General features: G+C 64.7%; 11 protein-coding genes. 3 read left to right on the top strand and 8 right to left on the bottom strand.

Going from position 1 to position 12,325, the window contains the following annotated elements:
* Positions 1-239: 239 nt before the first annotated feature.
* The 5 genes from NLY43_RS29515 to NLY43_RS29495 all read right to left on the bottom strand — a co-directional run bounded on the left by NLY43_RS29515 (position 240) and on the right by NLY43_RS29495 (position 5,225).
* Positions 240-1,280, bottom strand: a complete 1,041-nt coding sequence (locus NLY43_RS29515) for an ABC transporter permease (RefSeq protein ID WP_023682111.1) — start codon at positions 1,278-1,280, stop codon at positions 240-242.
* Positions 1,277-2,074 (bottom strand): ATP-binding cassette domain-containing protein, encoded by a 798-nt coding sequence (locus tag NLY43_RS29510; RefSeq protein ID WP_023668308.1) that lies wholly within the window; start codon positions 2,072-2,074, stop codon positions 1,277-1,279. Before NLY43_RS29510 ends, NLY43_RS29515 begins: the two co-directional genes overlap by 4 nt.
* An 85-nt stretch (positions 2,075-2,159) precedes the next feature.
* On the bottom strand, positions 2,160-3,173 hold the full coding sequence (locus tag NLY43_RS29505; protein WP_023699592.1) for a substrate-binding domain-containing protein: 1,014 nt from the start codon (positions 3,171-3,173) through the stop codon (positions 2,160-2,162).
* 115 nt (positions 3,174-3,288) lie between these two features.
* On the bottom strand, positions 3,289-4,197 hold the full coding sequence (locus NLY43_RS29500; RefSeq protein ID WP_031199612.1) for a sugar phosphate isomerase/epimerase family protein: 909 nt from the start codon (positions 4,195-4,197) through the stop codon (positions 3,289-3,291).
* Positions 4,194-5,225 (bottom strand): Gfo/Idh/MocA family protein, encoded by a 1,032-nt coding sequence (locus tag NLY43_RS29495; RefSeq protein WP_023712454.1) that lies wholly within the window; start codon positions 5,223-5,225, stop codon positions 4,194-4,196. Before NLY43_RS29495 ends, NLY43_RS29500 begins: the two co-directional genes overlap by 4 nt.
* A 194-nt stretch (positions 5,226-5,419) precedes the next feature.
* Between NLY43_RS29495 and NLY43_RS29490 the strand changes: the two genes are divergently transcribed.
* Positions 5,420-6,445, top strand: a complete 1,026-nt coding sequence (locus NLY43_RS29490) for a LacI family DNA-binding transcriptional regulator (protein ID WP_023712453.1) — start codon at positions 5,420-5,422, stop codon at positions 6,443-6,445.
* A 24-nt stretch (positions 6,446-6,469) separates the two neighbouring features.
* On the opposite strand, the gene NLY43_RS29485 is transcribed toward NLY43_RS29490, so the two are convergent.
* A complete protein-coding gene (locus tag NLY43_RS29485) occupies positions 6,470-6,784 on the bottom strand; it encodes a ferritin family protein (protein ID WP_023712452.1) in 315 nt (104 codons plus the stop codon).
* A 223-nt stretch (positions 6,785-7,007) separates the two neighbouring features.
* On the opposite strand from NLY43_RS29485, the gene NLY43_RS29480 reads away from it, so the two are divergent.
* Complete coding sequence (locus NLY43_RS29480) at positions 7,008-8,483, top strand: esterase-like activity of phytase family protein (RefSeq protein WP_023712451.1); 1,476 nt, start codon at positions 7,008-7,010, stop codon at positions 8,481-8,483.
* A 78-nt stretch (positions 8,484-8,561) separates the two neighbouring features.
* Here the strand turns inward: NLY43_RS29480 and NLY43_RS29475 are convergent, their stop codons facing one another.
* On the bottom strand, positions 8,562-9,350 hold the full coding sequence (locus NLY43_RS29475; protein WP_023712450.1) for a L,D-transpeptidase: 789 nt from the start codon (positions 9,348-9,350) through the stop codon (positions 8,562-8,564).
* Between the two features lie 198 nt (positions 9,351-9,548).
* Between NLY43_RS29475 and NLY43_RS29470 the strand changes: the two genes are divergently transcribed.
* A complete protein-coding gene (locus NLY43_RS29470) occupies positions 9,549-11,021 on the top strand; it encodes an MATE family efflux transporter (protein ID WP_023712449.1) in 1,473 nt (490 codons plus the stop codon).
* Positions 11,022-11,024: 3 nt separating this feature from the next.
* Here NLY43_RS29470 and NLY43_RS29465 read toward each other — a convergent pair whose 3' ends face one another.
* Positions 11,025-12,233 carry an MFS transporter gene (locus tag NLY43_RS29465; protein WP_023712448.1) on the bottom strand — a complete coding sequence of 403 codons (1,209 nt, stop codon included), beginning with the start codon at positions 12,231-12,233 and terminating at the stop codon, positions 11,025-11,027.
* Positions 12,234-12,325: the final 92 nt, after the last annotated feature.

Below are 12,325 nucleotides of genomic sequence, written 5' to 3'. Positions count from 1 at the left end.
GCGGAGCAAGGAGCGTAGCGACGCAGCGTAGACCCGAGGATCCATCCCGCGTCTTCAACGCGTTGCCACGGTGCGGAATCCTGCGCAGCTGCACGCCAAGGTCGCGGAATGGATTCCAGGGTCTACGCTGCGTCGCTTCGCTCCTGCTCCGCCTTAGAATGACGAAGCGACGGGCGTCTGCCCAGTCGTCGGGGCATGCGGTCCGCAACATGAGCGTCCCCGTCAATTTAGCCCGCCCCTCACCTGTACCGCGCCTGGTTCCACTTGTGCCCCAGCAGCGACAGGATGATGATCAGCCCGTTGAAGAACTGGACGTAGAAGCCGCTCAGGCCCGCCGCCACGACGCCGGTCTGGATGAACGACACGGTGACCGCGCCGATCGCTCCACCGGCAACCGTACCGATGCCGCCCCAGGTCGGCGTGCCGCCGACGAACACCGAAGCCAGCACCGGCAAGAGATAGCCGTCGCCCGCGGTCGGCCACCAGGTGAAGTTGATCATCACCGAAAACGTGCCGGCGATCGCGGCCCCGATGCCGGTGAAGATGAACACTTTCACCCGCACACGCTTGACGTCGATGCCCATTTGCTGGGCGCTGTCGGGGTTGTCGCCGACGACCCTCACCTGCGCGCCGAAGCGGTGCCGGTTGTAGAGCATTGCCGAAAAAATGACGAAGGCGAGTGCCCATAAGACCTGTACCGGAAAACCCCACACCTGACCGGAGAAGATGGTGTACGCCCAGCTGTCGCTGAGACCGGTCAATGCGGTCGATCTGCCCTCGTTGATGATCTGGATCAGTCCCCGCAGCAGGAAATTCATGCCGAGCGTGGCGATCAGCGACGACAGCCCGCCATAAACGACCAGGGATCCGACGAGAAAGCCGAGCAGCGTGCCGGTGAGAATCGCCGCTGCGATGCCGAGAAACGGATCGTAGCCGGCCTGCACCACCAGCGCGAACACCCAGGAGGCAAAGCCCATGGTTGCGGGAAACGACAGGTCGATCTCGCCGCAGGTGACGACGAAGACCAGCGGCACCACCACGAACAGGGCAACCGGCAGCGTGGTCAGCACGGATCTGTAGAGATACCAGGTGGTGAACACGGTCGGGTTGGCGATCAGGAACGCCGCCATCATGATGATGAACACGGCGAGCGTGCCGAGCGCTGCGCGGTTGTCGATGACGAAACCGCGCAGCCAATGGTCGGACGGGTGCTTCCACTCAGGCCGGGCTGCCTTGCCGCCGAGCGGGCTCTGCAGATCGGGTTCCATGGTCTTGCTCATCGTGCTGCCCTCTCCGCGTCGCCGGCCTCGTGCAGCCCCGGCAATCCGCCGGGATGCGCAACGTCTTCCATGAAGTTGATCAGCTCTTCGGCCGACTTGACCTCGGTGCGATCGGCGGTCAGCGCCACCTTGCCGCGGTCAATCACAACGAAGCGGTCGGCGATGTCGAAGACGTGATGGATGTTGTGGCCGATGAACAGGATCGAGCGCCCGCTCGCCCGCACCTGGCGCACGAAATGGAAGACCTTGGCGGTCTCGGTCAGCGACAGCGCCGTCGTCGGCTCGTCGAGGATGATCAGCTCCGCCTGCTTGTAGATGGCCCGCGCGATCGCCACGCCCTGGCGTTCGCCGCCGGAGAGCTGGCCGACGATCGAATGCGGCGTGAACACCTTCGAGGTAAAGCCGATCTCGCGCATCAGCCGGCTCGCCTCCTCTATCTCTTTATTGACCTTCAGAAAGCCCATGAAGCCGGTGAGTTCGCGGCCCATGAAGATGTTGCGCACGATGGTCTGCTGCACGGCCAGCGCCCGGTCCTGGAAAACCGTCTCGATGCCGGCGTCGCGCGAGCGTGCCGCACTCCAGCCGGTCACCGGCTTGCCGCGCACCAGGATCTCGCCGCTGGTCGGCTTGACGACGCCGGACAGGATCTTGATCAGCGTCGATTTGCCGGCGCCATTGTCGCCGATCAGGCCAACCACCTCGCCGCGGTCGACCGAGAGATTGACCCCGCCCAGCGCATAGACCTGGCCATAGGATTTGCTGATGTCGCGCAGTTCGATGATGCGTTCGGCCATGGTGATCCTCGCTCCTGTGGTATCATCCGGCCTGGTGCCGGCGGTCCTGCCGGCCGGGCTTGCGCCCAGCCGGCAGTTTGGGAGGTCAGCGCAGCGCCTGCTTGGCGAGCTCGGCGACGATCTCGTAATTCTGCGGCGTGACGAAGCCCGCCCCGGTGTCGACATTCATCGGCGCCAGGCCCAGCACCACCTGCTGGCAAAGGCTGAGGATCGGCAGATAGCCTTGCAGAAACGGCTGCTGATCAGCCGTCAGCTGCACCCAGCCGCCCTTGAACGCCTCGACGATCTGCGGGCTGGTATCGAAGCCGAAGTTGAAGATGTCGCCGGGCTTGCGTCCTGCCGCCTGCATGTAGGTGGCGACGTTGCCCAGCATCTGGCCGCCGGGATAGCCGACCGCCTTGACGTCGGGATTGTTGAGCAGGGCCGCGGTGATCACCGGTATCGCCAGATTGGGGTCGGACGCCCATTCGCCGCTCGGCGGCGACGACAGCTGGATGACCTCGACGCCGGCTTCCTTGAGTGCTGCCACCGTGCCGCGCTCGCGCGCGCCGCGGGCCTCGTTCTCGAACGGACCGATCATGATTGCCTTGTCGCCGGACTTGAGCTTCCCGAGCTTGAACGCCTCAGTGCCGAGCGCGCGGCCCTGCTGCTCCTGCTGGGCGCCGACATAGCCGCCGCCGAACGCGTCCACCACCTTCGGCACCGGCACGTTCTGGTACATCATCTTGATGCCGTCCTTGTGCGCCTGTTCGGCCAGCGGCATGATCGCGGCGTCGCCCGGATGGCCCATCATGGCAATGCCGTTTGGCTTCACGGCGACGGCCTCGCGCAATTGCTGCACCATCTTCTCGACGTCCCACTGCGAGAAGATGTAGTCGACCTTCGGCCCGAGATCGGACGCCGCCTGCTTGGCGCCATTGTAGACGATGGTGCCGAAAGCGTCGCCCTCGGCGCCGCCGACGAAAAAGCGGATGTGGACATCCTTGCACCACTGGGCGTCGAGCGCCTGCGCCGGCAGAGTGGAGATGGCAGCGCACAGCGCCGTGGCGGCGGCCACGACGGTCGAGCGCAGAAGTGTCGTTCTCATTGCGATGCTCATGCACGTTCCTCCCTTTTGTCCTCGGTGAGCCGAGGGGTTCGTCGTTCGCTTTTCGGCAGTGCTTGTCGGCAGTGCTTGGCAATCTGTCAGGCCGGCTCCTCCCACCGGCCCTCGGTCACGCCGGGTTCGGCAGGTAGGTCGCTCCTCCCCGGCATTGCTTGAGGTATTCCAGCCCGCGCACCTGGCCTGTGATTTCGAGGTCGCCGCGATAGACCGGGTCGTGCCAGCCCTCGATGTCGATGGCGCCCTTGTAACCGGCCAGCCGCAATTCGCTGATCACCCGCGTCCAGTCGCTGTCGCCAAACCCGGGCGTGCGCATCTGCACGAAGGGCAGCTTGCCGAACACGCCGTGCTCGCGGATCACATCCCAGCGCACCGTCGCGTCCTTGCCGTGGACATGGAAAATGCGCGGCGCCCATTTGCGGATCTGCGGCATCGGGTCGATGAGGTAGACAAGCTGGTGGCAGGGCTCCCATTCGAGGCCGAGATTGTCGTCGGGCAATTCGTTGAACATCAACTCCCAGGCATCGGGATTGTGGGCGATGTTCCAGTCGCCGGCCGCCCAGTTGCCATCCATGGCGCAATTTTCGAAGGCAATGCGCACGCCCTTGTCGGCGGCGCGCTTGGCCAGTGGTCCCCAGACCTCACGGAAGCGCGGCAGGCTGTCGGTCAGCTTCTTGCCGCGAAGGCGGCCGGTGAAGCCGCTGACCGTCGAGGCGCCGAACAGATGCGCGTTGTCGATGACGGTTTCCCAGGCCGCGAGCACGCCGCGATCGACCTCGCCATCCTCCAGCGGATTGCCGAACACGCCGATCGACGACACGGCGACATCGGCATCGCCGATCGCCTCGCCAATCTCACCGGCGAGCCGCGCCAAATCCTTGCCGCCCAGCGTCTGCCAGAAGAAGGGCTGGATGCTCTCGAAGCCGAGCGGCAGAATCTCTCTGATGTAGGCGGCCGGGTCTTCGAGATTGGCCCGCACCATGGTGCCGATGCGGATGTCGAGAAGCGGGTTTGGCATCATGATGCTTCCTGTGTGATTGCGACGCGCCGTCCGGTCTCGGCGCTTTCGATGGCGCCAAAAACCATGGCCAGGCTTTTGATGTTGTCGCTGCCACGGGTTTCCGGCTCGCTGCCGGTCTCGATGGCGTGGATGAAATCCTTGATGATGCCGAGATGACCGCCGACGCGGTCGGCGGAATCGAGCGGCGGTACTGTGATGGGCTGGGTCAGGTCGAACAGGCCGTCGCGGACCGACAACACAACCTCGGCCTTCAGTCCGTCCTCGCCGTCCCAGACCAGGCTGCCGTGCTCGGCGACGATGCGCCACGTGCTCTCCCAGCTGGTGCGGAAGCCCGCCGCGCACCAAGAGCCTGCGTAGGTGAAGCGCTTGCCGCCGCCGAGATCGAAGATAGCGCTGGCCGACGATCCCTGCCGGTACCAGGAATTCGCCGGCTCCCATTCCTGGCAAAAGACGCCGGCGGGATCGCCGCCGACCATGTAGCGGGCGGCGTCGAAAGTATGGATCGCCATGTCGAGCAAAAGCACATGCGCCATCTCCTCGCGGAAGCCGCCGAAATGCGGCGCGACGAAGAAATCGGCATGGATGCTGGTTGGCTTGCCGATGGCGCCGGAGTCGAGAAAGCGCCTGATGCGCCGGACATTGGCGACGTAGCGGCGGTTCTGCACGACCGCATGGATACGCCCCGCGTTACGTGCCGCATCGACGATGGCGCGCGCATTTTCTGGAGTATCGGCCAGCGGCTTTTCCGTCAGCAGATGGCAATTATGGGCAAAGGCGGCAAAGGCGACATCACGCCGGGCGGCTGGAACCACGACATCGAACACCGCGTCGGGCCTGGTCTGGTCGAGAACCTGATCGAGGCTGGTGCCGATGACGGCGCGATCGAGCCCGTATTCGCGTGCCCTCGCCCGCGCCCGTTCGGCGTCGAGATCGACAAGTCCGACAATGGCCAACCCGCCGATCTGCCTCGCGGCATCGAGCCAGGCCTTGCTCATCGCACCACAGCCAACGAGGACGGCATTCATCATCCGGCATTCCTCCCGTCCGGTCCCTCCAGACCGAATGTCACGGCATTTCCGGCATCACCGTAAACGCTTTTCCGTAAACGTTTACGAGAACACACCCGATGGCGTAGAATGTCAATCGGCTGCCAGCGAAAACCATCCCGAAGCCTTGGCCTGGGCGGCAGCCGGTGCTAGCCAAGACAGGGGGAGAACTGTCCTTGGCGTCCAGCATCCATGACCTCGCGCGTCACCTGAACATTTCGATCGGCACCGTGTCGCGGGCGTTGAACGGCCGCGCCGACGTCAATGCCGACACCCGCCAGCGCGTGCTCGCCGCCGCCAAGCAATTGAACTATTCGCCCAACCAGTCCGGCCGCAGCCTGCGGCAAGGCACCACCCATTCGATCGCCTTCATGCTGCAGCCGCATCCGGGCGACCAGCAATATGGCGAACCGTTCTTCATCCCGTTCCTGATCGGTCTGCAAGGCCGGCTTGCCGAGTATGGCCTGGATTTGATGGTCGTCATGGGTGAGCCCGGTCAATATCAGCAGGAGAGGCTGCGCCGCGTTGTTGAGACGCGCCGGGCCGACGCGGTCGTGTTGGCCAATACACGGCGGGAAGACGATCGGATCGACTATCTCAGCAAGGCCGGCTTTCCCTTCGCCACGCTTGGCCGAAGTCAATCCGGCGACGACACCTATCCTTCGCTCGATATAGATTTCGAGAGGGCGGGTGATGAAGCCGTCGACCGGCTGGTCGCGCGCGGCCACCGCCGCATTGCCGCCATCCGCCCTTCGCTTGATCTCAACTTCGGCTACCTGTTCCTCGACGGCTACCGCAAGGCGCTGGAGCGGCATGGCATCGAAGTCGACCCCGGCCTGATCGCTGACGGCTTCATCAACGAGGCCGGAGGCTACCAGGTGACGCCGCGCGTGATGCTCTCCAAGGACCGGCCCACAGCCATCATCTTCAACAATGACGCAATGGCGCTCGGCGGCTGCAAGGCACTGGCCGAAATGGGCATCAGGCCCGGCCACGACATCGCGGTGATCGTCATCGTCGACACGCCGCTCTGCCGTTATTTCTCGCCGGCGCTGACCGCCTTCCGTCCGTCGCTGGAGCCGATGGGCCGGCGGCTGGCCGAAATGTTGCTGGCCTCGCTTCCCGCCTTTGCCGGCCCGGAAGGTCCGCGCATCATCCGCGAAGTCTGGCCGCTGGAGCTGATCGCCCGCGACAGCGATTGATCCGCCGCGGAAGGCCGGCGGGCCTCAATCCACCTTCTTCTCGCCCCGCTCGCCGGCCTTAACGATGTCGCCGGTGGTGAACAGGATTTCCTTCAGTTCCGTGCGCCAGTCTTTCTTCTGGCGCAGCAGGAATTCCAGATCCATGCCGAAATGCTTGAACTCCTCGCCTTGCGCGTTCTTCATGATCGCCTTGGCCTGAGGGTCTTTCTCGACCGACATGCGCTGTTCGTACCAGCTGATCGCCTCGGCCTCTTCGATCAACGAGGTGATCATGCGGGCAAAGGTCCGCACCTCCTGCGTCAGTTCTTCCGGCGGCTCGTGATACTGATCGAAACCCATTTATCCCTCCCAGGCCCGGGGCTCGACCGGCCATCGCAGGCGACGCTTGGGCTCGCGTGCAACGGATCAGGCTGGAAAATGGTTCCGGAGCGCGTGCGACAAGGTCTGTCACGCAACTATCATCTTCGCGTCCTAGACCGCTCATCGGTGGGCGCGGCATCGTCGATTGCGGCGGCTTCGTCATCCGGCCGTTCCGGCCCGTTCCGTCACAAGAAGGATCTCCATGAAAAATCTGCACCGAACCGTGTCGCTCGGCGCCGCATTGGCGCTGTTTACCGCCCTGACCCCTGCCCTTGCCGGCAGCACCGCCACCGTTGGCGGCTTCGTCAACAAGGGCCTGGTCGGCGTCGGCCGCATTCCGGCCGATCAGAAGGACAAGTTCGGCGAGACCTTCGGCTCCGGCTCCGGCATGTCGATCGACGCCGCAAGCTGGACCCATGGCGCGGATGGCTACAAGGGTTCGCTGTGGCTGCTGCCGGATCGCGGCTACAATGTCGTCGGCACCACCGACTACCGGCCGCGGCTCAACACTATTCGCATCGAGTTCACGCCGACCGCACTGGGCGCCACGCCCGCTGCCGGCCAGGAACAATCAGGCGTCAAGGCGACGCTAGCCGATTCGCTGCTGCTCACCGACGACAAGGGCGCAGACGCCACCGGCCTCGATCCGCTCAACGGCGTGCGCGCGGCGAGCGGCGACCTGCCGATCCTGCCCGAGGCCAATGGCAAGCTGGCGCTCGACAACGAGGCGATCGCGCGGCTGCCCGACGGCACCATGTTCATCTCTGACGAATACGGCCCCAACATCTACCGCTTCTCGGCCGACGGCCATCTGTTGTCGGCAACGCAGCCGCCGGCCGCTTTGGTGCCGATGCGCAAGGGCGGGCCGAACTTCGCCTCCGACAATCCAGGCCCCGGTGCAGCCGAACCCGATCCGAAGGATCCCGAAACCGGCCGCCAGAACAACCAGGGCCTCGAAGGCATGGCGCTGACGCCGGACGGCAAGTCGCTGATCGCTGTGCTGCAGTCGGCGCCCCGCCAGGATGGCGGCGATTCGCCCGCGACGCGCCAGAACACCCGCGCCCTGGTCTACAACGCCTCCGACCCGGCCCATCTCAAGCTGGTGCATGAATATGTCGTGCCGCTGCCGGTGTTCAAGGTCACCAAGGACAAGACCAAGGTCGCCGCGCAGAGCGAGATCGTGGCGCTGTCCGACAAGACCTTCCTGATGCTGGCGCGCGACAGCGGAAACGGCCAGGGGGTGAAGGGCGATACTTCGCTGCTGCGCCAGATTTTCGTCGTCGACGTCTCTGGCGCCACCGACATTGCCGGCGGCGCCTTCGATGCCGCCGACAAGCCGCTGGCGCCCAAGGGCGTGCTCGACCCCTCGGTGACCCCGGCCAAGCTGACGCCGTTCATTGACATCAACGACAACAAGGAACTCGGCCGTTTCGGCCTGCATGACGGCAAGCCGAACGACAAGAACAATCTCTCGGAGAAGTGGGAAGCAATGTCTGTGGTCAGCCTGCTCGATCCGGCGCTGCCCGACGACTATTTCCTGTTCGTCGGCAACGATAACGACTTTCTCACCCAAGACGGTTTTCAGGTCGGCGCGCCCTACAAGGCCGACGACGGCGCCGATGTCGACACCATGTTCCTGGTCTATCAGGTCACGCTTCCGGGCCTCGCCAAGAAGTAGCCGTATACGGAAAGGCGGACGCGCCCGGCGCGTCCGCCTCTAACCGTTTGTCGGCGATCAGCGATGCCGTGAAGGCACCTATTTCAAAATCTCCGCATCCCTTGGCACGCCGGCATCGATCGGCTCGGCGGTCCGGCTCGACACAGCCATGATCTTGCCCGCGGCCGACAGGTTCGGGCGCACATAGACCTGGGCTACGCCGTTGACCCGGCTGTAGAGGTCGATGATGTCCTGGTTCATGAAGCGCACGCAGCCCGACGACGCGTTCTTGCCGATGGAATCCCATTCCGGCGTGCCGTGCAGCCGGTACATCGTGTCCTTGCCGTCGCGGAACAGATAGAGCGCACGCGCGCCGAGCGGGCTCTGCGGTCCGGGCGGCATGCCGTCCTTGTATTTCGCCAGTTCCGGCCGGCGCTGGATCATTTCCGGGGGCGGCGTCCACACCGGCCATTTCTTGCGCGCCTGGATCACGGCGCTGCCGGTCCAGCCAAACCCGGCCTTGCCGAGGCTGACGCCATAGCGCATTGCCTTGCCGCCGTCGCGCACCAGATAGAGAAAATGTTCGGATGTATCGACGACGATCGTGCCGGGTTTTTCGCCGGTCGGATCGTCCACGATCTGGCGCACGAACTTCGGATCGAGCTTGGCCACGGGGATTGCCGGCAATGAAAAGCCCTCATCGACGCGCGCCGAATACATGGTGGCGGCATCGCCCAGAGCCGGTTCGGTCGCCGGAGCGGGCGTTGGCGGCACCACGACGTCGGTCGTGGTGCAGGCTGAAAGCGCCATGGAAGCGGCACCCAAAGCGGATATTCCAAGAAACGCGCGCCGGTTCAGGCGCTCGGAAAAAAGCGGATTGTCGGACATGATCCCCCCAGCCTATTCATCATATCCAACAGGATATGCGACCCCACGCGGCGACGACCCATATCCCATTCCGAATGTTTTGAGAACTGATTAGCTTGAAGCCGCCAGGTGGCATGTTCCAATGCCGCATCGACCTTGTCCGTTAAATCGGCGATCATTGCCGGGCGGACTTTGAGATGAACCTTCGCCGAACAGCCCATGGACGAAAAAATACCACCGCGCCGGCGCACCGGCGACCTGACCAGCGGCCCGATTCCGCGCACGCTGCTTTTGTTCGCTCTGCCGGTGCTCGGCTCCAACGTGCTGCAATCGCTCAACGGTTCGATCAACGCCGTCTGGGTCGGCCGCTTCCTCGGTGAATCGGCGCTGACCGCCACCTCCAACGCCAATCTGGTGCTGTTCCTGATTCTCGGCACCGTGTTCGGCATCGGCATGGCCGCGACCATCCTGGTGGCGCAATCGGTCGGCGCCCGCGACCTGCCCGAGGCGCGGCGCATCGTCGGCACCAGCGCCAGCTTCTTCTTCCTCGTCTCGGCTATCTTCGCCGTCTGCGGCTGGATCTGGGTCGACGCCATCCTCAACACACTGGGCACCCCGCCCGATGCGCTGCCGCTGGCGCGCTCCTATCTGCGTATCATCTTCGTCGCCGTGCCGATGATGAACCTTCTGTCCTTCGTCATGACGGTGCTGCGCGGTGCGGGTGATTCGCGCACGCCATTCTTCTTCATGGCGCTCGCGGTCGTGCTCGACATCATCCTCAATCCGCTGCTCATTCGCGGCATCGGCCCCTTCCCCGAACTCGGCATCGCCGGCTCCGCCACCTCGACGCTGATCGGCCAGACGGTGAGCGTGATCGCCATCCTCGTCGTGCTTTATGCCAAAAAGCATCCGTTGCGGCTCGCCGGCGCGAACCTCGCTCTGCTGCGGCCGGATCCGGCGCTGCTCAGGATCGTCGTCTTCAAGGGCGTGCCGATGGGCCTGCAGATGATCGTCATTTCGGCGGCGGCGCTGACCGTGATGGGCATCGTCAACTCCTACGGCTCGCAGGTCGCCGCCGCCTACGGCATCGCGGCGCAGCTGTGGACCTATATCCAGATGCCTGCACTGGCGATCGGAGCCGCAGTCTCGTCGATGGCGGCCCAGAATGTCGGCGCCGGGCGCTGGGACCGCATCGGTCGCATCGCGGCGTCCGGCGTCGGCTTCAACCTGGTGCTCACCGGCGCCCTGGTGGCGCTGCTGTTCCTCTTCGACAGGCCGGTGCTCGGCCTGTTCCTTAGCCGCGACAGCACCGCAATCGACATTGCAGCCCACATCAACAAGGTGGCGTCCTGGTCGTTCATCCTGTTCGGCGTCACCATCGTGCTGTTCGCCACCGTGCGCGCCACCGGTGCCGTGATGCCGCCGCTGATCATTCTGGTGATTTCCGTGCTGGTCGTGCGTACCGGCTTTGCCTACTTCTTCAGGAGCTACATCGGCGAGGAAGCGCTGTGGTGGAGTTTTCCGGCGGGATCGATCACCTCGCTGGTGCTGGCCGCCGCCTATTATCGCTTCGGCCGCTGGCGCACCATGCACATGATCGAGGACCGGCCGGCCGCCGGCGAGCCGCCCGACACCGGCCTCGGCATCCCGCGCGGACGGGCAAACATGGCGCCCGAGACGCCAAACGGGTGAGGCTCAGCGCGCGTATTTGACGCCGAACCCCAGCGCTACGACAGAGAACAGCGTGATCATGCCGGCGAAGGCCAGGCTTGCCGTCGTCGGAGTGGCCCAACTCGACAGCAGCCCAATGCCGATCACCGGCAGCGCATTGCCGCAGAAGCAGCAGATGAAGAACGCCGACACCAATTCGGCGCGACGCTCGGCAGGTGCGATCTGGCTCACCACCTGCAGGCCGCCGCGATAGCCGAGCGCCGCCGCCACGCCGCACACAGCGGTGGCGGCAACCATCAGGGACATCGACGCGAAAAACTGAGCAGCAACCATCAGCCCTACGGCCGGGATCATCAGCGCCAGCGCGGCCAGCATGCCGGCGCGACTGGACAGTCGGGTCGTGGCCAGAATGGTCGCGGCCGCAACGATCGACAGTTCAAAGAACAGCCCGCCGGCCTCGGCATGGTTGGCCACATGCAGCTGCTGCGCCAGGATGCTCGGCGCTAGGGCTGCATAGAAGCCGACCAGCGCCATGGCGCCGAAGCCGGTGACGGCCGGCGCCACGAAAGCGGCGCGGATATCAGCGGGCACCGACAGCCGCGGCCGCAGCGAAACGTCGACCAGCCTTCCCGGCCGCGAAACGGTTTCCCTGGTGCGCCAGATCAACAGCGTCACCACCACGAGCAAGGCAAGATAGACCGCAAACGTTAGTCTCAACGGCCAGGGCGCATATTCGGCGAGCAGGCCCGATGCCAGCGCGCCGAGGCCAAGGCCAACGAAGTTGGTGCTGGTGGCGATGATTGCCGCGCGCGATTTGTCCTTACCCTCGATCAATTCGGCAAGCCAGGCCGTGCCGGTTCCCGCGCCGACGCCGATGCCAAGGCCGCTCAATATGCGGGCGACATCGAGCCATGCGACGTTCTCGGCCAACAGGAACACCAGCGCGCTGACCACCGCTATGGCCATCGACGCCAGCGCCGCAGGACGGCGGCCAATGCCGTCGGACAAGCGCCCGAACATCAGCAATGCGCCGAGATTGCCGACGACATAGACGGCGTAGACCAGCGTCAGCGTGATCTGCGAGAAACCGAAGGCCTGCTTGTAGATGACGTAAAGCGGCGTCAGCACCGTGCTGCCGGCGAACAGAGCGGCGATCATGGCGGCAACCGCGGCCATCGCGGGCCGGCCATCGAGTCCGTTGTCGCGCGTTATGGTCTCGGCATAGCTGGTCATGGCAACCTCCGGCCAATCGCCCAACGCCCAATTGCGCCCCAACGTCCATGTAAGGATGGCCGTTCCACGCGCCGAACTTCATCCTGACAACC

Origin of the sequence: Mesorhizobium sp. C416B (assembly GCF_030323165.1) — a bacterium.
Classification (GTDB): Bacteria; Pseudomonadota; Alphaproteobacteria; order Rhizobiales; family Rhizobiaceae; genus Mesorhizobium.
The sequence above is the reverse complement of the archived record's forward strand: the minus strand, read 5'-3'. Positions and strand labels throughout refer to the sequence as shown.

Coding starts and splice junctions, on each gene's coding strand:
- NLY43_RS29515 (WP_023682111.1), bottom strand. CDS start 1,280: ATGAGCAAGACCATGGAACCCGATCTGCAGAGCCCGCTCGGCGGCAAG.
- NLY43_RS29510 (WP_023668308.1), bottom strand. CDS start 2,074: ATGGCCGAACGCATCATCGAACTGCGCGACATCAGCAAATCCTATGGC.
- NLY43_RS29505 (WP_023699592.1), bottom strand. CDS start 3,173: ATGAGCATCGCAATGAGAACGACACTTCTGCGCTCGACCGTCGTGGCC.
- NLY43_RS29500 (WP_031199612.1), bottom strand. CDS start 4,197: ATGATGCCAAACCCGCTTCTCGACATCCGCATCGGCACCATGGTGCGG.
- NLY43_RS29495 (WP_023712454.1), bottom strand. CDS start 5,225: ATGATGAATGCCGTCCTCGTTGGCTGTGGTGCGATGAGCAAGGCCTGG.
- NLY43_RS29485 (WP_023712452.1), bottom strand. CDS start 6,784: ATGGGTTTCGATCAGTATCACGAGCCGCCGGAAGAACTGACGCAGGAG.
- NLY43_RS29480 (WP_023712451.1), top strand. CDS start 7,008: ATGAAAAATCTGCACCGAACCGTGTCGCTCGGCGCCGCATTGGCGCTG.
- NLY43_RS29475 (WP_023712450.1), bottom strand. CDS start 9,350: ATGTCCGACAATCCGCTTTTTTCCGAGCGCCTGAACCGGCGCGCGTTT.
- NLY43_RS29470 (WP_023712449.1), top strand. CDS start 9,549: ATGGACGAAAAAATACCACCGCGCCGGCGCACCGGCGACCTGACCAGC.
- NLY43_RS29465 (WP_023712448.1), bottom strand. CDS start 12,233: ATGACCAGCTATGCCGAGACCATAACGCGCGACAACGGACTCGATGGC.